At 50.8% G+C, this 22913-nt stretch carries 22 protein-coding genes; 7 read left to right on the forward strand and 15 right to left on the reverse strand.

Going from position 1 to position 22913, the window contains the following annotated elements:
* From AB1690_13180 to AB1690_13190, 3 genes are all read right to left on the reverse strand, one after another.
* Nucleotides 1-451 (reverse strand): MlaD family protein (locus AB1690_13180; GenBank protein MEW6016258.1); only part of this gene is annotated, 451 nt, incomplete at its 3' end.
* Nucleotides 452-458: 7 nt separating this feature from the next.
* Nucleotides 459-1226, reverse strand: coding sequence for an ATP-binding cassette domain-containing protein (locus AB1690_13185; GenBank protein MEW6016259.1), 768 nt, complete (start codon nt 1224-1226; stop codon nt 459-461).
* Nucleotides 1223-2011 carry an ABC transporter permease gene (locus AB1690_13190; protein ID MEW6016260.1) on the reverse strand — a complete coding sequence of 263 codons (789 nt, stop codon included), beginning with the start codon at nt 2009-2011 and terminating at the stop codon, nt 1223-1225. The genes AB1690_13185 and AB1690_13190 overlap by 4 nt, the downstream gene beginning before the upstream one ends.
* Nucleotides 2012-2165: 154 nt before the next feature.
* On the opposite strand from AB1690_13190, the gene AB1690_13195 reads away from it, so the two are divergent.
* Nucleotides 2166-3191, forward strand: a complete 1026-nt coding sequence (locus AB1690_13195; GenBank protein ID MEW6016261.1) for a hypothetical protein — start codon at nt 2166-2168, stop codon at nt 3189-3191.
* A 464-nt stretch (nt 3192-3655) separates the two neighbouring features.
* Here AB1690_13195 and AB1690_13200 read toward each other — a convergent pair whose 3' ends face one another.
* Nucleotides 3656-4474, reverse strand: coding sequence for a FlgD immunoglobulin-like domain containing protein (locus AB1690_13200; GenBank protein ID MEW6016262.1), 819 nt, complete (start codon nt 4472-4474; stop codon nt 3656-3658).
* Between the two features lie 325 nt (nt 4475-4799).
* On the reverse strand, nt 4800-4982 hold the full coding sequence (locus tag AB1690_13205; protein ID MEW6016263.1) for a metal-sulfur cluster assembly factor: 183 nt from the start codon (nt 4980-4982) through the stop codon (nt 4800-4802).
* Nucleotides 4983-5190: 208 nt separating this feature from the next.
* Between AB1690_13205 and AB1690_13210 the strand changes: the two genes are divergently transcribed.
* Nucleotides 5191-7296, forward strand: coding sequence for an oligopeptide transporter, OPT family (locus AB1690_13210; protein MEW6016264.1), 2106 nt, complete (start codon nt 5191-5193; stop codon nt 7294-7296).
* A 39-nt stretch (nt 7297-7335) separates the two neighbouring features.
* Complete coding sequence (locus AB1690_13215; protein MEW6016265.1) at nt 7336-9438, forward strand: tetratricopeptide repeat protein; 2103 nt, start codon at nt 7336-7338, stop codon at nt 9436-9438.
* A gap of 112 nt (nt 9439-9550) precedes the next feature.
* Here the strand turns inward: AB1690_13215 and AB1690_13220 are convergent, their stop codons facing one another.
* Nucleotides 9551-10120, reverse strand: a complete 570-nt coding sequence (locus AB1690_13220) for a pyridoxamine 5'-phosphate oxidase family protein (protein ID MEW6016266.1) — start codon at nt 10118-10120, stop codon at nt 9551-9553.
* A gap of 120 nt (nt 10121-10240) precedes the next feature.
* Here AB1690_13220 and AB1690_13225 point away from each other — a divergent pair, with 120 nt between their 5' ends.
* Together AB1690_13225 and AB1690_13230 are read left to right on the forward strand one after the other, a co-directional pair.
* On the forward strand, nt 10241-10753 hold the full coding sequence (locus AB1690_13225; protein MEW6016267.1) for a hypothetical protein: 513 nt from the start codon (nt 10241-10243) through the stop codon (nt 10751-10753).
* Nucleotides 10754-10905: 152 nt separating this feature from the next.
* Nucleotides 10906-11337 carry a peptidylprolyl isomerase gene (locus tag AB1690_13230; protein MEW6016268.1) on the forward strand — a complete coding sequence of 144 codons (432 nt, stop codon included), beginning with the start codon at nt 10906-10908 and terminating at the stop codon, nt 11335-11337.
* A gap of 49 nt (nt 11338-11386) precedes the next feature.
* Here the strand turns inward: AB1690_13230 and AB1690_13235 are convergent, their stop codons facing one another.
* The 9 genes from AB1690_13235 to AB1690_13275 form a co-directional block, all read right to left on the reverse strand.
* Nucleotides 11387-13243: a hypothetical protein gene (locus tag AB1690_13235; GenBank protein MEW6016269.1), complete on the reverse strand. Its 1857-nt coding sequence runs from the start codon at nt 13241-13243 to the stop codon at nt 11387-11389.
* Nucleotides 13244-13352: 109 nt separating this feature from the next.
* A complete protein-coding gene (locus tag AB1690_13240) occupies nt 13353-15620 on the reverse strand; it encodes a DEAD/DEAH box helicase (GenBank protein ID MEW6016270.1) in 2268 nt (755 codons plus the stop codon).
* A 9-nt stretch (nt 15621-15629) separates the two neighbouring features.
* On the reverse strand, nt 15630-16163 hold the full coding sequence (locus tag AB1690_13245) for an archaemetzincin (GenBank protein ID MEW6016271.1): 534 nt from the start codon (nt 16161-16163) through the stop codon (nt 15630-15632).
* A 12-nt stretch (nt 16164-16175) separates the two neighbouring features.
* A complete protein-coding gene (locus AB1690_13250; GenBank protein MEW6016272.1) occupies nt 16176-16388 on the reverse strand; it encodes a hypothetical protein in 213 nt (70 codons plus the stop codon).
* A gap of 7 nt (nt 16389-16395) precedes the next feature.
* On the reverse strand, nt 16396-17064 hold the full coding sequence (gene deoC, locus AB1690_13255) for a deoxyribose-phosphate aldolase (protein MEW6016273.1): 669 nt from the start codon (nt 17062-17064) through the stop codon (nt 16396-16398).
* Between the two features lie 36 nt (nt 17065-17100).
* On the reverse strand, nt 17101-18285 hold the full coding sequence (locus AB1690_13260) for a phosphopentomutase (protein ID MEW6016274.1): 1185 nt from the start codon (nt 18283-18285) through the stop codon (nt 17101-17103).
* Between the two features lie 114 nt (nt 18286-18399).
* Nucleotides 18400-19245, reverse strand: a complete 846-nt coding sequence (locus tag AB1690_13265; protein ID MEW6016275.1) for a hypothetical protein — start codon at nt 19243-19245, stop codon at nt 18400-18402.
* Nucleotides 19242-19817, reverse strand: coding sequence for a zf-HC2 domain-containing protein (locus AB1690_13270; GenBank protein MEW6016276.1), 576 nt, complete (start codon nt 19815-19817; stop codon nt 19242-19244). Before AB1690_13270 ends, AB1690_13265 begins: the two co-directional genes overlap by 4 nt.
* A 9-nt stretch (nt 19818-19826) precedes the next feature.
* A complete protein-coding gene (locus AB1690_13275) occupies nt 19827-20393 on the reverse strand; it encodes a sigma-70 family RNA polymerase sigma factor (GenBank protein MEW6016277.1) in 567 nt (188 codons plus the stop codon).
* A 145-nt stretch (nt 20394-20538) separates the two neighbouring features.
* Between AB1690_13275 and AB1690_13280 the strand changes: the two genes are divergently transcribed.
* Both AB1690_13280 and AB1690_13285 read left to right on the forward strand, forming a co-directional pair.
* Nucleotides 20539-21963 (forward strand): MFS transporter, encoded by a 1425-nt coding sequence (locus tag AB1690_13280; protein ID MEW6016278.1) that lies wholly within the window; start codon nt 20539-20541, stop codon nt 21961-21963.
* Between the two features lie 63 nt (nt 21964-22026).
* Nucleotides 22027-22902, forward strand: a complete 876-nt coding sequence (locus AB1690_13285) for a YicC/YloC family endoribonuclease (protein MEW6016279.1) — start codon at nt 22027-22029, stop codon at nt 22900-22902.
* Nucleotides 22903-22913: the final 11 nt, after the last annotated feature.

Below are 22913 nucleotides of genomic sequence, written 5' to 3' on the forward strand. Positions count from 1 at the left end.
CCCCTTCGGCGAACATGGCGGAAAGGTCGCCCGCGGAGACCGTCCTGACCACACTTCCCTCCTCCAGGGGCGGATTGGTAAGAGTGCCGGGGATGACCTCAATATATTTGTCGCCGAGGAAACCGATGGTGCCAAGCTTGACGGCGGCATCGGTGGTCATCATGTTGGTGACCGATTTCTTGACGCGGAAGCCGATTTCTATCTGACGGGCCGAATCGAGATTGACAAAATCGATACCGGTGACATTGCCAACCTCAACCCCCGAAATCCAGACCGGCGAGCCTTTGACCAGCCCATTGACATTGGCGAAATAAGCCTTATAAGAAGCCTTGCGGTCGAAGATTGAGGTGCCGCCGCCGACAAAAGATGCCCAGAGGAGAATGGCGATGGCAAAAGTGATAATCAGCCCGACCTTCAGTTCCCCCCATTTTATTCGAATAGTTCGTTTCATTATATCCTCAAATAAAATCTATTTTACGAACATTGGCAATAGTCTCGCGGAACGGTTCGAGAAATTCAACCACGCGCGGCTCCTGGGATTCGCGCAGCTCCTTCAGAGACCCGTCAAAGGCGACCGCGCCGGAATCAATTATGATAAACTTGTCGGCCATCTCGAAGGCATCGGCAATCTGATGAGTGACCACAATTGAGGTTACATGCTTCACTTCGGCCAGCCGATTGATTAGAGCGATGACATTGGTGGTTGCAGTCGGGTCAAGGCCGGTGGTTGGTTCGTCGTAGAGCATTATTTTCGGGTCGGTAGATAGAAGTGCCCGCCCGATAGCGACCCGCCGCTGCATCCCGCCGGAGAGTTCTTCCGGCAAACGGTCGATTATCTCTTCCGAGAGTCCCACAAAACCCAGCATCTCGCGGACCTTCTTCTCGATTTCATCTATTTTCATTTTGGTATGCTCGAAAAGATAGAAACCGACATTCTCCCCGACCGTCAGCGAATCAAAGAGCGCCCCATCCTGAAAAACCATCCCGATACGTTTGCGGATTTCCCGCTTCTCTCTTTCCCTGGCGCCGCAGATATCGAGATTATCGACCATAATGGAGCCGTTGTCGGGGCAGATAAGGCCAAGTATGAGGCGGAGAATAGTCGATTTGCCGCTTCCGGAATGCCCCATGATAATGCGGGATTCGCCGTTGGGAATAGTGAAGGAGACATTTTTCAATATCTGCTTGCCGCCGATGGAGTAGTTGACATTCCGGAAGGAAATCATAGGTACCCCTTAAGCGCGGAGAAAATGACCTTAGTGAAGATGAAATTGGCAACCAGGATGGTGATGGATGCGATTACGACCGATTCGGTAGTGGCGCGACCGACCCCTTTGGTGCCGCCCTCGGCGGTAAACCCTTTGTAGCAGGAAATGAAGCCGATAACAAAGGCATACAGAATCGGTTTGGTGATACCCATAAAGATATTGCCGAAAATCAGACGCTCTTTGACGGCAGTCCAGTAGGTGATTGACGTTATATGCGAAATAAAAAGCGCGATAATCCATCCGCCGGTGATGGCGATGACATCACAGACAATAGTCAGCACCGGCACCATAATGACCAGGGCAATGAGACGGGGAGCGGCCAGTTTTCTGACCGGGTCGATGCCGAAAGCGATAAGGGCATCGATCTGATTGGACGATTTCATAGCCCCGATTTCAGCGGTGATACCGGCGGCGACCCGGGCGGCAACCATCAGGGCGGTCAACACCGGACCGAGTTCGCGGACAATCGCCAGCACCATTATTCGGCCGAGGTAGTTCTTGCTTCCAAAGTCGGCCAGCTCATTGGAGAATTGAAGCGCCATCCCCTGCCCCGCCGAGAGCCCGGTCAGGACGATAAGGAACAGAGAGCCGATGCCAATGAGATACATCTGCTCAAAAGTCTCCGCGACATAGATTGGTCGGCCCACCGTGGCAGCGAGCATTCTGAAGGAAAAATAGAAAAGCCGCTGGCATTCGTAGGCGAATGATTTTAGCCAGTCAAGAAAGAGACGAATCAGTTTCATTTTTCAGCGCCATTTAATAAGCGATAATGGTAGAGGGGAAGGGGGATATTGTCAAGGCATCTTTTTGCGTCCAGATTGGGCAGTATTGAAGAGTAAGCTCAATAAATATTTGGATTTATATCGTTCTAACATATATTAACGCAGGAATTTGGATATGTATAATAAAGATAAGTCAAAAAGAGGGCATGCTGTTGCCCTTTTCTCCGGCGGGCTCGATTCGGCGCTGGCGATACTCCTGGTGCTCCGGCAGGATATTGAAGTCACGGCGCTGACCTTTCTGACTCATTTCGGCTGTGACGCCAGCGACCGCTCCAGTTGCGGGCATAACCCTTTTCCGGTCTCCGAAAAGTTCGGATTCAACGTGAAACTGATGCATCTGGGGCAGAAATTTATCGATATCGTCCGCTCGCCTAAATATGGTTACGGAAAAAATATGAATCCCTGCATCGATTGCCGGATACTGATGCTCAATGAGGCGAAAGAGTTTATGAAACTGACCGGCGCCGATTTCATAATTACCGGCGAGGTTCTGGGACAGAGACCCAAGTCACAGATGCGCCCCAGTATGGATATTGTAGTGCGGGATACGGAACTTGCCGGAAAACTGGTTCGACCGCTTTCGGCGAAGCTGCTTCCGGAAACCGAGCCGGAGAAAAGCGGACTGCTGGACCGGAGCAAACTGGAGGGGATTTCAGGGCGCTCGCGAAAACGCCAGATGGAGCTGGCGGCTGAATTCGGAATGGAGGATTACCCGTCACCGGCGGCAGGATGTCTCTTAACCGATATCGGCTATTCCAACCGGCTGCGAGACCTGCTCCAGCATACCGACAAGATAGATTTTGATGACCTGAATCTGCTTCGGGTGGGACGGCATTTTCGGCTTGATGAGCATACCAAGCTTATTATCGGGCGGAATGAAAGCGATAACGATAAGATTGAGCGGTATGCCAAGCCGCATCACATTAAGCTGGAAGCGCTGGGGACCGGCTCGCCCATAGGGCTATTGATAAGCGACAACGGGCATAATAGGCTGGAACTGGCGGCGGCTATTACCGCTCGCTACTGCGACTCAAAAGCGCTTCCCCAGGTCGAGATTACCTGGTCGGGGAGAGGGCAGGAAGAAAAACTGATGGTGGCTCCGGCGGAACCGGAGTCGGTAGCCGCCTATCTTCTCAAATAAAAAAGGGCTCCCAATTTCCAGGTTGGGGAACCCTTTTTCTCGTGTCCGAGAAACCGAACAGCGTATCGCCAGAGTTTCGCTGTCAGATCTCTTTCTGCCGGGCGGCAAGGCCGCATCAGGCAGGCATTCGGCAAATAGTGGGCAACCTCAGAGTTTAATGTCTTTCCATTACCCAGGGAACTTAACTACAAATTCTATGCCACCAATCGAGGCCGAGACGTAAGCAGTTAAACAGGTGGATGTTAGACGTCTCGGGGCGACAAAGCCTGAAAAAGATGGGGCAAAAATATCGCAACTGCTGCGAATGATCCTGATAGTTCTGCGAGGGAAAGAGATTTCCAAGCGATCTGCCTCCGACACCAATGCGCTCGATCTGTACTATAGAGAAAAAAGAAACCCCTCCCGTGCTACTCAGGAGGGGCTCACTCGCTTACTAAATTTGACTTTCTTGCCTGGATGTTTCCTTACTTCAGCATCATCATCTTCTTCGTGGCATTAAATTCCCCCGCGCCGAGGCGGTAGAAATAAATGCCGCTTGCCACGGATGCTCCGGAGTTATCGGTGCCGTCCCAAATGATACTCTGGGAGCCGGCTTCCTGGAAGCCGTTAACCAGAGTTTTCACCTTCTGACCGAGAACGTTAAAGACTTCCAGGGAGACATGAGCCGCTTTCGGCAGGTCATAGGAAATCACCGTCGTCGGGTTGAAAGGATTAGGCGCATTCTGCTTCAGGGCGAAAGCGCGGGGCAGGTTTCCCCCGTTGACTTCGCTCACCGGAAGCTCCGCATTGAACCCCACCAACTCAGGCGTAACATCAAACTGCTCGCCTTTTTCATTGGTATAGATGAACATCGGAGCATGGCTCCCGTCTTCCATCGTGACCGGCGTCAACTCAACCGATTTGACCGTCGGGTCATCGACCGAAAAGACGAGGTTAGCAATGACTCCTCTGCCGGCGGCAAGGTCCGGATTCACGCCAAAAATCATCGGGATAAACCCCAGGATGACCAGGTTCTTGCTGTTATCGATATTGGCGTGACGGAAATCGAAATCTTCTGAAAGAGTTCCTTCAAAGGTTACCTCTTCCAGCGTGACTCCCTTCGAATACTCCAGAGGCAGGTCGAGCCCGGTCATCGGGACCGAATTGGTCAGCTCGAGTGGGACTATGATTCTCTCCGCCTCAACCCGCGGCTTCGAGACCGTAATCGTGCTTACCTCTGCAGCAAATATCGAAGAGAAAATAAAAGCTGACAGAATGATAGTGATGATGCCAGTTCGTCTCATCAATACTCACCCCCCGTAAAGGGTTAAAGGTTTCTGTTTGGCAGTCGGCCCTCAAGATGCAAACAGTCCATGTTCGCCGAACAACCGTTAATTAATCCACAATACTATCTGTGTCTTATCCAGTTATCAGTGAGGGCGATAGTGGGGTCTCCTAATCCATTCTAAGATGAGGCAACATTTTTGTCAAGCCAATTGTCAGGGCGGCGCATTATCTGAAACCAAGCGACTTTTTGGCGGTTTCGGACATTCGAGCCGGAGTCCAGGCAGGCTCCCAGACAATATTGACCTGCGCATCCTTAACGCCTTCAACGGCTTCCACTTTTTCCTAGACGTCCGCCGAAATCGGAACATGCATCGGGCAACCGGGGGCGGTCAGGGTCATATCAATCTCCACCCGGTCGCCGTTAATCCGAATATCATAGATTAGACCGAGATCGACGACATTAATCGGAATCTCGGGGTCATAACACTCTCTGAGGGCGTCTAAGATATTTTCCTTTTTCAGCATTTTCGCACTCCCGACATATCTTATAACAACGGACGTCAGCAAAGTTTCCGGACCGTCAGAATTTTATACGAAACTTTTGATGTTTGCCGGAAGAAATCAAGGGGTACCGGCAGAAACTGCTCCGTCGGAATTATAAATGTTTGATTAAACAGGATTTTTATATATAATAATTCACTGAGTATCAATCAGATTGAGAAGGAATAGCCGCATGTCACATTCCGAATTCAAACCCTTTGTTCCACCTGACCAGCATCCCCGCGAATTTACCTTCCGCGCCATAGCGCTGGGGGCGGTGCTGGGGATTATTTTTGCCGCCTCCTCGGTCTATCTGGCGTTGAAAGTCGGCATGACTGTCAGCGCTTCGATACCGATTGCGGTGCTTTCAATAACTCTGTTCCGTATATTCGGCAAAGCAACCATCCTCGAAAATAATATTGTCCAGACCACCGGCTCGGCGGGAGAGTCAATTGCCTTCGGGGTGGCGACTACCATGCCGGTATTCCTGCTGATCGGAATGGAGATGGAGCTTCTGAGCATCCTCTGGATGGCGTTGCTGGGGGGACTTCTGGGGGTTCTGATGATGATTCCGCTCCGGCAGGGGCTTATTGTAAAGGAACATGGAAAACTGATGTATCCGGAGGGGACCGCCTGCGCCGATGTTCTGATAGTTGGCGAGCAGGGGGGAACCAACGCCAAAACGGTGTTTATGGGATTCGGGCTGGGGGCGCTTTACAAACTTTTCAATGTCGGTTTCAAATTTTGGGCGGAGATTCCGACCAGGATGCTCAATTTTTTCAAAGGGGCATCGGTCTCGGCGGAGGTAACGCCAGAGCTGCTCGGGGTCGGGTATATTATCGGTCCCAAAGTGTCGGCAAATATGATGGCGGGCGGTTCTCTGGCTTATCTGATACTGATTCCTGCCATTAAGATTTTCGGCGAGAATATTGATACGATTATGTTCCCGGCGACCACTTTAATCCGGGATATGTCGCCCAATGAAGTTCGCAATGCTTATATTTTGTATATCGGCGCCGGAGCGGTTGCCACCGGCGGAATTATCAGTCTGATTAAATCTTTTCCTACAATTGTCTCGGCATTTCGCCGCGGCTTCAGGACCTTCATTGACTCCCGAAAGGGGGCGGACACACGAGCGGTTGTTCCGCGCACCGAGCAGGACCTTCCGCTCTGGATGGTGGTTTTCGGTTCCATCGGTTTGGTGCTGGCTATCTGGCTGGCGCCGGTGCTTCATATAAACGCCATTTCCGCGGTTCTGATAGTGCTGTTTGGATTCTTCTTTGTGACAGTATCGAGCCGGATTACCGGAGAAATCGGGTCGTCGTCAAATCCTATTTCCGGAATGACAGTGGCGACTCTTCTGATAACCTGTCTTCTTTTCCTGGCGGTTGGCTGGACCGGGGTTTCGTATCGGGCGATGGCGCTCTGCACGGCGGCAATTGTATGTATTGCGGCATCCAACGGCGGTACCATCAGTCAGGATTTAAAGACCGGCTACCTGGTGGGAGCGACCCCCAAATATCAGCAGATATCAATTGGCATCGGGGTGATAACCAGCGCCCTGATTATCGGCTGGATAGTCATTGCTCTCAATGACGCTTATACCACCGTGGTACCGCGGCAGTATGCTGATTATCAGGCGGTCGTGCCGTCCGATGCCCCCACCATGGTCGCCCCTGACGGCAATTCCTATCGCGTTCATTATGTTCAGGAACAAACCGGAAATATTATTGCCGGGAAATATCTGGTTGATGACAGCAACCGGATTTCGTATCTGGTTGACCCGGGTATTGCCGGAACGGTGAATGAAATTGACGGCAAGCCGGTCACCAAGTTAGATTCACCCAAGGCGCGACTGTTCAGCTTGATTATCGACGGCATCCTGACCCAGAAACTTCCCTGGGGTCTGGTGCTGATAGGCGTTTTTCTGGCGCTGGTCATGGAGTTAGTGGGAGTTTCATCATTACCTTTTGCGGTCGGACTTTATCTTCCTCTCTCCAGTTCTGCCCCAATCATGGCTGGCGGAGTGGTGCGGGCGATAGTTGACAAGAGAAGAAAATCGAATGCCGCTGAAGCCGAGTTCTCGCCCGGTGTGCTGCTCTCATCAGGATTTATCGCCGGAGCCGCCATTATGGGGGTGGCACTGGCAGGAATCACCGGCGCCGGCTGGGATAAATATATCAACTTCTCCTCCTGGTTCGGACATCTCTCGGAGACCGACTGGTTCGCCATAATTCCGTTTGGAGCCCTGATGTATTTCCTGTATCGCGTGGGAGTCAAAGAGAACAATCGCAAGTAAGAGATGTCCCCTCTGCATTCTAAAGATCGATGGCCGCTGGTGATTTTTCTGGCGGCCTTTTTAATCCGTCTTTTCTACCTGCTGCAATTTCGCACCAGCCCCTTTTTCTATTTTCCGATGGTCGATGAGCAGTGGCATTACCAGTGGGCGAAAGAGATTATCGGCGGGAATTTCTGGGGGAGTGAAGCATATTTCCGGGGACCGCTTTATCCGTATTTCCTGGCGTTTCTCCTCAAAATCACCGGTGATTCCATTTTCTGGTCAAGGCTGCTGCAAATGATTTTGCCGTCGATTTCAGCCTCATTGATATACCTTATCGGGCGCCTGATATTGTCAAAAAAAGTCGGCATTATCGCCGGTCTCGGTTTTGCCCTCTACGGGACGATGATTTTCTATGACGCCATGTTTCTGATTGAATCGCTTTTTATTACGCTCAACCTCTGGGGTATATACCTGATGTTGAAATACCGCAGAGAGCCTAATGTCAAGATTTGGGCATTGACCGGTCTGATTTTCGGCTTATCGGCAATCACCCGTCCGAATATTCTTCTTCTGACACCACTGTTTCTCCTTTGGATTTATATTAGTCTAAGTGAAATCAGGGAGCGATTTAAGCGTCTGGCGCTTCCCGGCATCTTTCTTCTCGCCATGATGATTCCGATTCTGGGAGCGACCCTTCGGAACTACCTTGTTACCGGTGAAGCGATACTCATTTCATCGCAGGGAGGCGTTAATTTCTATATCGGCAACAACCGTGATGCCGAGGGGCTGACTATGCTTATGCCGGAACTGGAACTGGATGAGTCGCTTCCCTGGACCGAATTCACCGCCGCCACCCGCGCCGCGGCGGAAAAAGAAGCGGGAAGAACTCTCACCGCCGGTGAAGAGTCCTCTTTCTGGTCAAGGAAGGCGTGGCAATTCATTGCCGAAAATCCGGGGAAGTTTCTGGGGCTTACCTTCAAAAAGTTAGTTTACCTCTGTGTGGGGTTTGAAAACTCCGATAATCAGGATATCTATTTCAGTCGGCAATATTCCTCACTCTATGCGGCGCTTCTCTGGAAGAAAATTATATATTTCCCGTACGGACTGCTTTTCCCCCTGGCGCTTGCCGGTATGTTTGCCGGCTGGAGAATGCGAAAAGAGCTGTCACTTCTGTACCTGTTTACAGTGGGTTATATCCCCACTATTATTCTGTTTTTGGTCACGGCGCGTCATCGCCTGCCATTGGTGCCGTTCTTGCTGATTTTCGCCGCTTTTGCCATCACCGAGTCGATATCGCTCTTAAAAAGTGGACAGGTCAAAAAGCTTGTAATTGTCTCCGGAATATTTTTGGCCGCAGTTGTCTTATCTAACCGAACCTATTTTGATATCGGGTTTTCCAATATATCGCAGATGCATTTCAATCTCGGGCTTACTTATGAGAAGCAGGGGAATCTGGCGATGGCGGAACGGGAATATAAGAAGGCGCTGGAGGATAATCCCCAGTCAGCGACAACCCTGAATAATCTCGGCTTCGTGCAGTTTCGTCTGGGTAAACTGGATGAGGCGCAAGCGCAGTTTGAGCGGGCGATTCGGTCGGAGCCGCAGTTTGCGGAAGCCTATAATAATCTCGGTTTGATAATGGAGGCGCGTCAGGAGTTCAGTTCGGCGGAAGCCTATTATAAAAAAGCAATAAACATAGAACCGGAACTTTACCAGGGGTATCTGAACCTGGGCGACCTCTATCTGGCGCAGGAAAATCTGGTGATGGCGGAACTTTATTATCTTCAAGCCCGGGAGGTAGCGCCACAAAGGAAAGAGATTTATTTCAAGTTAGGGGGGCTCTATGGCAGAAAGCAGGAGTTCGATAAGGCAGAAAAGATCTTCAGGGAAGGCGCCGCTCTGGGGGAGCCATCCGCCAGCGACCTGGTCAACTGGGGGAATATCTATTTTGCGACCTCGCAGCCGGACCAAGCAATAGGACTATATAAAAGGGCGATTGAAAAAGACAGCAATTTCCTGCAGGGGTATTTCAACCTGGCGCTTACTTTTAATAACTATGGATATCCGGTCGATTCGACAAGAGTGTACCTGGAAAAAGCGCTGAGGATTAATCCGCAGTTCGCCCCGGCGAAGGAGTTGCTCGGAAGATTGGGGCAGTAATCAGGCTGCCGTAGAGTTTTCGGCTGCGAAACGATTCATCTGCTCCAAAACGAATACGCGATTCGAATCTATCAGGAAGGACTCTTCACGATGGGCAGAGAAAGGAGAGCAGTCAGACCCCGGTGCCGTTCTGACCGAATAGAAATGCCTCGGGGAAATCAGGCTCCACCTCTTTTTTCTTGCCGCTCCATTCCTCTATCGAAATTTTGTAAACAGTCACTGCCGCCAACTCTTTTTCGGTGATATTACTGTAATCTTCGCCCGCTTTTAGATGGGGGAAATATTTGTCGAGAAGTTTCTGGAGGGCGTAACGGGCATCATCTTGATTTTTCAATATCTCGGCTTTACCGAAGATCACCACGCTTTCATACTCGTTGCTGAACCCCATCGCCGTTTTGGAGGGAAGAAGCCGTCCGAAACGGGCGGCAGTAAGACAGACCCGCGGATTTTGCTCGAGGTTGTGGCGGAACCGTCCCGCATAGGCAGTATGCATATAAATCGCCTTGGCCGGTTCATCATAGACAAAGGTATTGTTGGTCAGGAAGGGCTGGTTTTCGACTGATGTCGCAACGGCGCAATAGGGAGCGGCGCGAAGAAAACTTTTTATCCACTTCTCATCGTCGATAGCGCGGTCCTGACGGACAGCGTATGACCTGGGACTGGCAGGATTAAATTTGCTCATACAATCTGTTTTATACAGGTGTTAAATGATTCGTCTTCTCATCAAGAAAATCAGAAATCAATGACTAATATACGGCAGATTAATGATATATTGTAATCAGAAACTAAGGAGAGGGTGAGTATGAACAAAATTTTATGTAGTATTGTACTTATGACAATGGGGGTATTAAGCGGATGTATTCTGGATAGCGACGACGGCGTCAAGTCAGAACCGCTGGAAGGGGTGACTTACCGCATCGATATCGATCTGGCAAAAGTCGGAACAGGGAAGGAGACGCCCCGGGAAATATCGATTAACAAGGAGGCGGCGTTTTCAACGACCTCAAATTACACCTTTATTATGGTAACCGATTCGGCTTATCCCTGTGTTGGATACTGGATTTTGACCAGGGATACAGTCAAATTCGATGTAATTAATATTGAGATTCGAGGCATTTATAGACCTGCCGGGGATATATGCTCCCCCGCGATGGAACCGGCACGGTCATATGACGCCCTGCGGCTTACTGACGGCAATTATCAACTCCGAATCAAACAACTCGGGATGGTCGATAATTATAAAGTTACCGTTGCCAACGGGGAGGCGTCATTCGAGCCTATTCAGAAAAGTTTTACCACCGCTATTAACGATTAAACAGTTGCCCGTCCGGGAAAAAAGAGTTAATTTGTGAATGAATTAGCCAATATGTAAGATGGCGCCGCGGAGTCCTCTCAACCTGTCATCTCCATCACCTGAGAGTCGTCAAGCATATTGATTGGAATGAATCGGTATTTTGAAAGGAACATATGGCACAGGCAAAGTTGGGCGACCGGGTAAAGGTCCATTATACCGGCAAATTTGTTGACGGAACGGTCTTTGATTCGTCAAACGAACGGGAGCCGATGGAATTTACAATTGGCGGAATGCAGGTTATCCCCGGATTTGAGCAGGCGGTGCTGGGAATGGCGCCGGGCGATTCCAAGACCGAGAAAGTTGCCTGCGAAGATGCGTACGGATTGAGGCGAGATGATATGATTGTCGAGGTGGAACGTCAGTATATCCCCAAAGAAATAAATCCCGAGGTGGGGCAGTTATTGGAGATGCAGCGCTCGGACGGGCAGACAATTCCGGTGCGGGTCACCGAAGTCTCCGAAAGCACGATTACGCTCGACGCCAACCATCCTCTGGCGGGAAAAGACCTGGTCTTTGAGATTATGCTGGTGGAGATAGTGGGGTAAGGGGGATTGCCGCCCGGCAATGATTAAACTGGCAGCGCAATTAACAACCTCATCGGCTGTTTCTCTTCAAATAGCTTGATATCTGCGGGTGATTCTCTCTGAGACGCTCTGTAATCGCTGTTGTCAAAGGCGGAGAGACAACTTCAAATATTCCGTCGGTGCCAATTCTTTTGAAGTAGCCGGTATCACTCAGAAGGTATTCGGGAAACAGAATCGTATCGGGAATGGACGTGCGGTTGAAGTCTATAAGGTTAAAGCGTAATTCATATCCGGCTGCTGCCTGATTATGGGGGAGATAAATGTAATCGACTTTGTCAAAGCGATTTTGCGTAAGTGCGTAGGCAAACAATTCGGGGTGACGGAGCTGCGAGGCTATCTCAAGGAACGTTTTCCTCTCTTTGAATTCTCCTGCCAGATGCGCGGAGGCATTATTGACCGGTATGAACATAAAATACGGAAGATAAATCGATTCGATATACTTCGAAGTCAGAAGGACCTTTCCACGGCAGTCGACCATCTCAACGGGCTTCAGATCTATTGTTGGTACTCGCTGATTGACTCCGCTCTTGTAAAGATTATTCTTTGGTATTTCTGTCTGGTTATTGGCGATTATCATGGCAAACGTCGCCACTATCGCCAGGCATCCCCAGCGAATATTTTTACGGTCGCTCAGTTTGGACCAGAACACCGCGAATCCGATAGCGACCGGCGCCATGGTCAGAACATGCGCAAATTCCAATATTTTGCGTGTCTGAATCGAAAATTGACCTAAGTTGGCAAGCCGGTCAATGAGTATCAGCAAAATGGCTCCGGCGTACAGCAGAATCAGCCGCGCCTGTTTCCAGCGGTCCCAGAGGTAGCCTGCCATAAAAATTCCGGCGAGAATGAAAAGCGCCCGCAAGAGATTTTCGCGCCACCCGATGGCAAAGTTGATATAATCGAGATGAAACCATTTCAACTGGTAAGATTCAAATCCGTTCTTAAAAGCGGAAAGAAGCAACGGCAGCCAGTATATAGAGGTGAATAGCAGGATGCCCAGGGCAATAAAGAGTTTTTGGCGGATATCGTGCCAGAGGAGTGACCATGACCTATGCTCCAGAAACTTAACGGCCAACCCAAGCGGAAACGCGGCGATGGCGAGGTAGAACCAGTAATAGTAGGTCAGAAACAGAAGGCTTCCGATAGCGGAGCCAAGCAGGATAAACCGCCAGTTGTACTGGCGGCCGGAAGATTTTCCCGAGGCATCTTCAAAGAAATAGAGCCACCAGGGGACAAAAAGAGCGCAGGCGAGATGCTCATAATAGGTATAGTTGATTAAGTCAGAGGCGAAAAATAGGGTAGCCACCGCGACAGCGGCGGCGGTTCCGCGCGTAACCAGCGGTTTCCAGGAAAAGTAAACCAGCCAGGGATAGAGAAGAAAAAGTACCAGATACCCGTATTTTAAGGTCTGCCAGACCTCGATACCGACCAGTTTGGAGTAGATTGCCATGAAAGCGAACCACAATGGGGGATACATGGTCGGCAAGTCTTTCAGATAGGCGTCAGCTAAATATCCATAGGCGCTTATCTTGGAGGTAGTGGCAAGACGGTATCCGTTGTCGCCCCAGTGACCATTGAGGCCATACTGCGTGCCGCGATAGAGAATGGAGTAGATAATGATAAAATAGACGCTGACGCCCAGTACCGCCAGGAGCGGTGTGTATGTCTTATGACGCAGGAAGTAAATGGCCAGCGAGACTGCCAAGACAAGGAAGAAAGACCAGAACTTGGCGCGGAAGAGGTCCTGAATATGACGCGATGATAAATAACTGTAATCGGCGAACTGGGCGAACAGGATATGTCCTATAATAATGAGAAGCAGAAACGCCGCCAAAATGATGTAACGGGCGCGATTCTCCCCTGTCATTGGAATTCCGTTCTCATAAGATCGCCACTTGAAATCTGGGCAAATCGGTCTATAAAATCAAGGGAAATATATGGGCAAAAGAAATGCCGACCAGATAACAGACTTGTCTCTAATTGCCCAGCATGAATCGCAGCAGCCGCTTGGTCCCCTCTTTGCCCATCTCGCCGACTTCCATCTCAGGACCGACACAGGAGGGGCATCCCCCCTGGCAGGGACAGTTCTCCAACTGCTCCAGGCAGGCGCGAAAGAGGTCATCTGATATATTGAACAGTTTCTCCGAGTAGCCGACCCCGTCAGGAATATTCTCATAGATATAAATAGTCGGCAGTTCGCTGAAGGGGGAACGGACCTGCGAAATAGAGCGGAGGTCGTGGGGGTCGCACATCACCCAGAGGGGAGCGATTTTCCCCAGAATATTGGCCAGTCCCCGCTGAGCGCCCCCAAATGTTTCCCCTTCGAGATTCAAACGAAACCGGATATCGCCGGGGAAAGCGTACCAGAAAGCATTGGTATGCAGTTCCAGTTCCGGAAGAGTAATAATACCGGAGCCGACATTTTCATGAGTGTGGAATTTCACTTTTTTAAATAGGACCGTCACCATCGTGACTGTTACCTCCCCCCAGCAGATAAGGGCATCGCCGGAGCGCTTTTCATCGGCGGTGGAAAGAACTTTCAGGTCGGACTTGGTTTCGGCGTCGGTGTAGTAATCGACCGCAACCTCTTTGACATACGCCTTTTTCCCTTCCCAATCAAGCGATGTCACCTGGTACTGGTTGGCATCATGCAGGTAGATAGCTTCGGGATGAAGGAAAATCGGGGCGGCGTAATAATCTATTTCCCCGATTACCCGGTTGTTGTCGGTCTCGTTGAGAATGACAAAGTTGTCGGGCGATGCGCTCCGGAGCGACACCCCCTGCGCCGGATAAATTTCCGATGACCAATGATATTTGCCGCCGGTTTGGCGAACCACTTTCTGATTTTCGAGATAATTGAGGATTTCCAGGGTGCCGTCAGGGCGAAACTCCTCTTCCCGTCGAAACGGAAGTTCAAAGCTGGCGCATTTGATATGATTGGCGCTGATAATCAGGTTGTCCGGGTCGATAATACCCATCTCGGGCGTCCGTTTGAGCAGATATGAGGTATGCTTTGCCAGAAATTGATTGATAGCGCTGCTGTTGGCGACAAAAATGGTAACAGAAATGCCGGAACGTCGCCCGGCCCGGCCCGCCTGCTGCCAGACCGACGATATCGAACCGGGATAGCCGCAAATGATGGAAACATCGAGCGCGCCGATGTCTATGCCGAGTTCAAGCGCATTGGTGGAGACAACGCCGATGATTTCGCCGCGGCGAAGCCCCTGCTCGATTTCCCGCCGCTGATTGGGAAGATACCCGCCGCGATATCCCGAAACTTTAATATTTTTCCCGAACGGCTCTTTGAATTTCTCTCTAAGGTACGACAGGAGAATCTCAACCTGAAGACGATACTGGGCGAAGATGATAGTCTGTATCCGGTGGCTGATGAAACGCTCCGCCAGCATGAGGGACTCATTGAGAGAAGATTTCCGTATGCCCAGTTGCCTGTTTATCACCGGAGGATTATAGATAATGAAATGTTTCTCGCCGGAGGGAGCGCCGTTTTCGTTTATCAGGGATACCTTGCGTCCCACAATTCTCTCCGCCAATTCATCGGGGTTGGCGATTGTCGCCGAGCTGCAGATAAAGAGCGGGTTGCTGCCGTAGAATTCACAAATTCTTCTAAGACGCCGGATGACATTGGCAAGGTGCGAACCAAAGATACCGCGGTAGTGATGAATTTCGTCAATGACAACGTATTGCAAATTCTCGAAGAGCTTAATCCACTTGGTATGATGGGGCAGAATTCCGGCGTGAAGCATGTCGGGATTGGTCACCACGATATGTCCGGCGGAGCGAATGAGGCGGCGGGCGGTCTGCGGAGTATCGCCATCAAAGGTGTAAGTCTTGATATCGACATCGAGCTTATTCACCAGTTCCATCAGCTCCGCCAGCTGGTCCTGCGAGAGGGCTTTAGTAGGGAAAAGATAAAGAGCGCGACACGATGGATTCTTCATGATGGCGTCAAGCACCGGCAGATTGTAACAGAGAGTCTTTCCCGAAGCGGTAGGAGTGACAATGACGGTATCGTTTCCCTGGTGAATGGAATCGACCGCCGCGCGCTGGTGTGAATACAGTTTTCTCACCCCTCGCTGTCCCAGAACTCTTGTCAGACGGTCATCGATATATTCGGGGAATTCGGCGTAAATTCCTTCGCGGGCCGGAATTACTTCCCAGTGGGTAATATTCTCTCTTATAGAGCGGTCCGATTTGAAATCTTCCAGGATTTGCGGGAGGTTCATGGCGGGCAACTATCTTCTCTCAGCCAGCTGGCGCTTGCAGATATCGCAGAATTTCTCTCCTTTGCTGTCGATATCCATCATATTCTGGCTGTAATAGTTGACACATTTGGGATTGCGGCAGCTGGTCATCTCAAAAAGATGGGCGAGGAAATGAACCGCCTGCTTGAAAAGGCGGCTGTACACTTTCAATTCATCTTCCGGCAGACCGTAGAACTCCTGTCGAATACGGAAGAGGGAGACCAGCGAGGTGCCGGCGACGGTATCGGCATTGCCGATAATAAACGGCTCATCCGGCAGGTACAGGTCCTCTTCGCAGACTCCGATAACGAATTCTTTCTGATTGGCTTTAATGCGCTCGAGACGGGCGAGAATTACGCTGGCATAGAACTGCCCGCGGACGACATTAAACGCCTCATCCGGCATCTTCATCCCTTTGAGGATATCGACCGAGCGGCCGAAGATAGGTCCGACGTTGGTGGCGAGACGGTTGACCATCATAAAGTCAACTTCTCCCAGCGGCACCACAACAATCTTCGCTTTCATAATCGCCATCACTCATTCCGCCGTAAAGAATTTCTGCTTGGAGCCTGTCGGCGAGACTTTTACCTCCAGTTTTCCGGCGCAGCGAGGGCACCAGCCCACAAAGGCATCCCCTTTCTTATTCAAATATATCCGGGCATAGACCCGGCAGCATTTGAAAATTATCCCGATATGAGGTCGAGCGGCCTCATTTGAATTTGAGGAATGAGTCGGTTTGTCGCTTCCCATAGAACTTCTATCGCGCCGGCGCCGGCCGGGACTCTTTCATAATCTCCACCGAAGCCGAGGAGCCGATACGGTCCGCGCCGGCTTCAATCAGGGCAACGGTCTCTTTAAACGTTCTGATACCCCCCGAGGCTTTGACTTTTATTTTGCCCTGGGCCGCTTGCTTGAGTCTTTTGACCGTCTCCACCGTGGTGCCACCGAAAAAGCCGGTGGCTGTTTTTACAAATTGCGCCCCACCGTTTATGACCGCTTTAGTGGCTTCAACCTGCGCCGCCGGAGCCAATTTGGGGGCTTCAATTATCACTTTTAATATAATATGAGCCGGAAGGTTCTTGCGAACTTCGAAAATCTCTCTTTCCACCCGTCCGAACTCGCTGGAGACAAGCCACCCGACATTGGCGACCATATCGATTTCATCGGCGCCATCCTCAACCCCCCGAACGGCTTCAAAAACTTTGACATCAGTCCGATTGGCGGAGAGAGGGAAGCCGGAAACAGATATTATCTTTATACCGGTTCCGATAAGTTCTCTCTTAGCATCCGCGACCCAGCAAGGATTGATGGCGATACCGAAGAACTGATTTTCCCGCGCTTCCTGGCAAAGCCTCAATATATCCGCAAGGGCGGTCTCAGACTTGAGAACGGAATGGTCGAAATAGCGGTTCAGGTTATCAATCATACAGCCTTCCAGATTTAATATATCTGAATTATATGCTCAGAGAGTTGATTGCACAATATCTTTGAGAAAACTTTTTCCGGGAAAGCGGTTGCCGAGACGAAAATTCGCGGCGACCGTCGCGGCGATATCGGAAAATGATTCTCGCGTACCAAGGTTGCAGACGGTTTTCATAACCGGCGAGAAGACCAGAAGCGGGACATATTCGCGGGTATGGTCGGTGGAGCCGGTCAGGGTCGGGTCGCAACCATGGTCGGCCGTAATTATGAGCAGGTCATCATTATCTAAATTGTCAATGAAATCCGGGAGCCACCGGTCGAAATCTTCGAGCCCGCGGGCAAAAGAAACGGCGTCGTTGCGATGCCCCCAGAGCATATCGAAATCCACAAGATTGGCAAAGATCAAGCCGTTATCGGTCTGCTCCAGTTCATCCCGCAGAGCCTGCATTACATCATTGTTATTGGCGGTCTTGACTTCATTCGACAGACCTTGATGGGCAAAGAGGTCGCCGATTTTGCCGATGCCGACCGTGGGAATCTGCTCCTTATAAAGGCAGTCAAGCAGAGTCTCATGCGGAGGCAGGAGCGAAAAGTCTTTCCGATTGGCGGTGCGACTGAAATTTCCCGGGGTACCTGTGAAGGGACGGGCAATGACTCGTCCGACCGCATGGTCGCCGGTAAGCAGGTCGCGGGCAATGCGGCAGATTTCGTAAAGACGAGCCGGCGACATAACCTCCTCATGTGCCGCCAGTTGGAAGACGGAGTCGGCGGAGGTGTAAAGAATTATCTCTCCGGTCTGAAGATGTCGCTCGCCCAGACGGGCAATAATTTCGGTGCCGCTTGCCGGAATATTCCCGATAGTCTTGACTCCGGCGCGCTTCTCGAATTCCGCCACCAGTTCCGGCGGAAATCCGCTGCTGTAAACGGGGAACGGCTTATCTGTAATGATGCCGGCAATTTCCCAGTGGCCCGAGGTGGAATCTTTCCCAGCCGAGCGCTCCGCCATTTTGCCGTAACATGCCAACGGCTTCTCAGCCGGCGGCACTCCCAGAATATCTACGATATTCCCCAGCCCCAATTTCTGACAATTGGGCATATTGAGCCCCCCCTGACTGCGGGCGACGTTGGGGATAGTCGAGGCGCCCTTATCGCCATACCGGTCGGCATCGGGAAGTTCCCCGACCCCGCAGGCGTCAAGGACGATTACTATAACCCTCGAGAACATGCCAGGAATCTAAGCAAATCATCCGATGGCTGAAAGAAGAAATTCGAGATACCTGCGGAAAGAGGAAATCTGGAAAACCAACGCCGCCGATTTCGCGCCGAACGGCGGATGGCATCAGTCCGACCGCTCCGTCAAGACCATACTGCTGCTTCTCTTGCTCAGACTCCGGAAAGGAATAGTTGCCTCCCCGGTTAGCCTGTTGCCGGCGCTCTCAACCTCGTAGACCTCATCCTGCCGAATAATAGCGCCTTCTTTATAGGCGAAATAGATAGTCCCTTTGGTTCTGGCTTTGTCGAGTCGCTCAATCTCGGTTCCGTTGGGAGTAGTTTTCCGATAGGGAAGAACCAGATTCCCCTGATATTCGATAATAGCGCAGTCATAGCCGGCTTCCCGCGCCAGCGCCTTGAGACGATAGGTCGTTTCGACCTGCGTGGAGCCTTCATCCTTGATTATCAGCTTAACTGTCTGGCTCCAGGAGTACCCGGGCGTAACAGGAATGTCGGGCAGAACAGGCAGAGCCTGCTCATAGTAATTTTTGTAATAGTCGAGCCATTCGTTACCGTGGGGGTTCTGAGGAAAAATCTCCAGAACTCTTCCGTTGGCGTTCATCAGATATTCCAGCGTCCATTTATGGGTCACGGTATCGGCATCAGAAGTATCTTTCTTGTACAGATTCGGCTGCCGGGAAACATCTATCAGCCGAATTCGGGCGGTACTGCTATCGGTAGCGGAGAGGACTTCTTCGGTAAGTTGTGAGCGATAAGTGAGATTACTGCTTGACACCAGATTTTTCCCTTCATAGATGCGGCTGTCGCTTTTTATCTGATTGCTGTAGATTCTTGATTGCCCCGGTTTGAATTTATATACCAGGCGAACTTCTCTGGTTTCTTTGGCGCACCCAAAAATCAGCAAGCAGCAGAGCGCGGCTTGAATGATTGCGATGAACTTCCTGTCTTTCATAGCGGTCCCTCGCTTGCCGTCTGGTTGATAATTTCAATCATCAGAAGGTTCCGGGGGGCAAGTCCGGGAGCCGAAAGAAGCAAAGTATACTCGATTTGATAATCATGCTCGATAAATTCCCCGGGCCGGGTCGGTTGACCGTAGGCTGTCGCGCCGCGGTTGTCTTCCATGTTTGCAGCGATAGAGGGAATTTCCGCACCCGATAACCGTTGCAGGAATTGACTGTCATCCAGTGAAACAAAAAAGAGCGCCAGCGACGCCGCCAGAGGGACCGCCAACCTCCAGGGAAAGCCACGGCGCTCCCTCAATTGAGCGGTGGCAGGATATTCAGCGGCAGCGGCGCCGGTTTTCGCCCTTTCCATGATGACCTGTTCCAGACCGCTCCAGTATGATTCTCCCGGGTCGGGCACCGGCAGCCCCCTGGTGGCGGTAACCAGATTCCTTTCCTCCTGAACCGTAATGCGACAGATGGCGCAAGATTGGAGATGTTCTTCGAAATCTCTGGTTTCATTAAGAGAGAGATTTCCTGACAGGTAGTCAGTGAGATAGAACTGAACCTGACGGCATTTCATCTTCTTTCCTCATTTCAGTTTTTTCCCGAGCCATTTGCGCATCTTGGCCCGGGCGACATGCAAGTTGGACCGAACCGTCGCCTCGGGACATCCCATGGCTATGGCGACTTCGGTCTTATCAAATCCCTCCACATCATGAAGGATAATGGTCATTCTCTGCTTGGGTGGAAGACGGTCGATTGCCTGCGCAATCATCACCCCCAGTTCATCGTCTTCGATTTCTTTGTCCGGTCCCGCGGCATCCATCGAAAGCTCCATTTGCAGGGGAAGGGTCATCTCCGTTTCGTCGTCAAGCGAAAGATGATGCCGGCTTCGTTTGCGGAGAAGGTCGATGGTGTAGTTGGTGGCGATGCGCAAGAGAAATCCGGTAAAGTAGCCGACCGTCCTGAGATTCTCCCTTTGCTCGTAGAGGCGCACAAAAGTTTCTTGCGTCACCTCATCGGCATCGGCATGATTCCCCAGCATCCGGAAGGCGAGAGAATAAACCTTTCTTTTATACCTCCTTACCAGTTCGGCAAAAGCCTCCTGGTCGCCGCTAATGAAATCTTTTACCAGATCCTTAATATCTCTGGTCATAGGGACCCGGCATTATTGACGGTCAACATTGTGACGGTTTTTGTCTCAGAATTGTGCAAAATTAATTGATTGACTATCCGGCAGGCAAGTAATATTATGGAAGCTCGATGTCAACCTTTTTTTGGACAATAAGTTGTCAGTCTGAGTGCCCGCCCCGTTGGAAGACCTGAGTCGCTACAAATACAAATCATTGTTAATCACGGGTCTGGCGACATTTCTCGGGACGCTTGATTCCTCGATTGTGAATGTCTCCTTACCGACTATTAGCCACGAAATGGGGGCATCGGTTGACCTGGTCGGCTGGATAATTCTTTCCTATGCGATAGCAGTGATATCCTTCCTGATGGTTTTCGGGGCGGTTGCGGAGAAAAAAGGGTATCAGATTTCATATGTTTATGGTTTTCTGATTTTTGCGCTCGGGTCACTTTTCTGCGGGCTGTCATACAACATCTATTTCCTGATAGCGATGAGAGGAATTCAGGGTATAGGGGCGGCTTTATTGATTGCCGTCGGTCCGGCATTGCTGACCCGCACCTTTCCCGAGCACGAGCGCGGCCGCGGCCTGAGTATGATTGCAATGGTGGTCTCGACCGGGCTGATGCTCGGTCCGCCATTGGGTGGATTTCTTATCGCTCTGGCCGGATGGAGATGGATTTTCTTTGTCAATCTCCCTTTTGCGATTCTGGGGATTTATTTTACGAAACGGTATATATCTGATTTTCCGATAACCAGTCCCGGCCGGAAAATAAGTTTTCCGGGGGCGGCGACCCTTTCGCTGGCGCTGTTGATTCTGATGGCGGCGCTTTCGCTGTTTAGCCGCCATATTCTCTCGGAATCAGCGCTGGCAGCGCTGAGTGTTATCTCCGTTCTCGCTTTTGGAATGTTTTTTTATTTCGAAGGGAAACCGCAGACGCGGCTGATTGGCTTGGAGATTTTCCGCAACCGGGTCTTCTCTTTTTCCGGCTCGGCGATGTTCCTGGTCTTTGTGTCGTTGTCTTCGGTGACCGTGCTTCTTCCTTTCTATCTGGAGCAGGTGCATCATTATGACCCGGAAGAGGTCGGGTTGATATTGATGATTCTTCCCCTCTGCGGTCTATTTATGGCCCCGCTGGCGGGATATCTGGCGGATAAGGTTCAAGCGCGCATAATTTCGACTCTGGGAGTGCTCTTGATGCTTGCCGGAATTCTGCTGGTGCGGCGTCTTGATGACCACTCAACCTTGTCGCAGATCATTACCGCTTTGTTATTTGTCGGGCTGGGAATGGGGCTTTTCAGCACGCCCAATACCTCGAGCATCATGGGCGCGGCAAAGAAAACTCAACTCGGCTCGGCATCTGGAATTCTGGCGACTATTCGCAGCCTCGGTCTGGCGATAGGCGTAAGCCTGGCGATTGCCATTTTCGGTTACTATCAGAATCTCCATTTGAAAACAGGCGCCGACAAACTGACATCTTTTATAGCGGCGTACCGTGAGGTCTATTTAATCATTTTGTTTTTTGCCGCGGGGGCTATTATACTGAGTTTAATCCGTGGTCGGAACATACAGCCCGAAACCAAAGAAAAGCCATAAGCAGTTGACAAATCATCTTTTCTTGATATTATAACAGCCACATTTTTGTACAAGGCAGAAAATATGCGCTCCATGACCGGATTCGGCAAAGCCGATTACAAGAGTAAAGAATTGAATCTATCGGTGGAAGTCACTTCGGTGAATAACCGCTTCCTCGAATATTCGATTCGGATGCCGAAACAGCTGTTCTTTCTGGAGCCGCGCGTCAAGGAGTTGATTGCGGCAAAACTGAATCGCGGCAAAGTGAATTTGACTCTGAATTATGAAGACAACGGTATCGGAATCGACCGCCTGGTCATCAACCGCTCCCTGGCCGATGAATTATTGCGGGAATTGAAAAATCTCAAAAAAAGATACAAACTGGGCGGCGAACTGGAACTGGAGGAGATTCTGGCTTTTCCGGAGATTTTCCGGGTTGAGAAAAGCAGCAATATAGAAAAGAAAATCTGGCCCTCGGTAAGCAAGACAATCAACAAGGCGCTGGATGACCTGGTGGCGATGCGGGAAAAAGAGGGGGAGAATCTCAAGAAAGATATCATAAAGCGGATGGCGCAAATGGCTGGCGACATTGAAGGAATCGAAAAAGGGGCGAAAGAGCATCTGGCGATATACCGGGAGAAGTTGTCCCGGAGAATTGCGGAAGTGCTGGATAACCGGACGCTTGACGGCGCCCGGCTGGAAGAGGAGGTCGCTTATTTTGCGGAACGGGCTGATGTGACCGAAGAGTGTGTGCGATTCCGCAGCCATCTCAAGCAGTTTCAACTCGATTTGAAGCAGACCGGACCGGTCGGCAAGAGGCTCAATTTCATATTGCAGGAACTGAACCGGGAGGCAAACACTATCGGCTCCAAGGCGGCGGGAGTGACTATTCCCGGGCTGGTGCTGCAGTTGAAAGAAGAGATAGAGAAAGTCCGCGAGCAAGTGCAAAATATTGAATAGGGTTAATAATT

The sequence above is a fragment of the Candidatus Zixiibacteriota bacterium genome (assembly GCA_040753495.1).
Taxonomy (GTDB): domain Bacteria; phylum Zixibacteria; class MSB-5A5; order GN15; family PGXB01; genus DYGG01.

Coding starts and splice junctions, on each gene's coding strand:
- AB1690_13270 (MEW6016276.1), bottom strand. CDS start 19,817: ATGAAATGCCGTCAGGTTCAGTTCTATCTCACTGACTACCTGTCAGGA.
- AB1690_13190 (MEW6016260.1), bottom strand. CDS start 2,011: ATGAAACTGATTCGTCTCTTTCTTGACTGGCTAAAATCATTCGCCTAC.
- AB1690_13250 (MEW6016272.1), bottom strand. CDS start 16,388: ATGGGAAGCGACAAACCGACTCATTCCTCAAATTCAAATGAGGCCGCT.
- AB1690_13245 (MEW6016271.1), bottom strand. CDS start 16,163: ATGAAAGCGAAGATTGTTGTGGTGCCGCTGGGAGAAGTTGACTTTATG.
- AB1690_13275 (MEW6016277.1), bottom strand. CDS start 20,393: ATGACCAGAGATATTAAGGATCTGGTAAAAGATTTCATTAGCGGCGAC.
- AB1690_13185 (MEW6016259.1), bottom strand. CDS start 1,226: ATGATTTCCTTCCGGAATGTCAACTACTCCATCGGCGGCAAGCAGATA.
- AB1690_13195 (MEW6016261.1), top strand. CDS start 2,166: ATGTATAATAAAGATAAGTCAAAAAGAGGGCATGCTGTTGCCCTTTTC.
- AB1690_13260 (MEW6016274.1), bottom strand. CDS start 18,285: ATGTTCTCGAGGGTTATAGTAATCGTCCTTGACGCCTGCGGGGTCGGG.
- AB1690_13205 (MEW6016263.1), bottom strand. CDS start 4,982: ATGCTGAAAAAGGAAAATATCTTAGACGCCCTCAGAGAGTGTTATGAC.
- AB1690_13265 (MEW6016275.1), bottom strand. CDS start 19,245: ATGAAAGACAGGAAGTTCATCGCAATCATTCAAGCCGCGCTCTGCTGC.
- AB1690_13285 (MEW6016279.1), top strand. CDS start 22,027: ATGCGCTCCATGACCGGATTCGGCAAAGCCGATTACAAGAGTAAAGAA.
- AB1690_13200 (MEW6016262.1), bottom strand. CDS start 4,474: ATGAGACGAACTGGCATCATCACTATCATTCTGTCAGCTTTTATTTTC.
- AB1690_13230 (MEW6016268.1), top strand. CDS start 10,906: ATGGCACAGGCAAAGTTGGGCGACCGGGTAAAGGTCCATTATACCGGC.
- deoC (MEW6016273.1), bottom strand. CDS start 17,064: ATGATTGATAACCTGAACCGCTATTTCGACCATTCCGTTCTCAAGTCT.
- AB1690_13210 (MEW6016264.1), top strand. CDS start 5,191: ATGTCACATTCCGAATTCAAACCCTTTGTTCCACCTGACCAGCATCCC.
- AB1690_13240 (MEW6016270.1), bottom strand. CDS start 15,620: ATGAACCTCCCGCAAATCCTGGAAGATTTCAAATCGGACCGCTCTATA.
- AB1690_13235 (MEW6016269.1), bottom strand. CDS start 13,243: ATGACAGGGGAGAATCGCGCCCGTTACATCATTTTGGCGGCGTTTCTG.
- AB1690_13225 (MEW6016267.1), top strand. CDS start 10,241: ATGAACAAAATTTTATGTAGTATTGTACTTATGACAATGGGGGTATTA.
- AB1690_13220 (MEW6016266.1), bottom strand. CDS start 10,120: ATGAGCAAATTTAATCCTGCCAGTCCCAGGTCATACGCTGTCCGTCAG.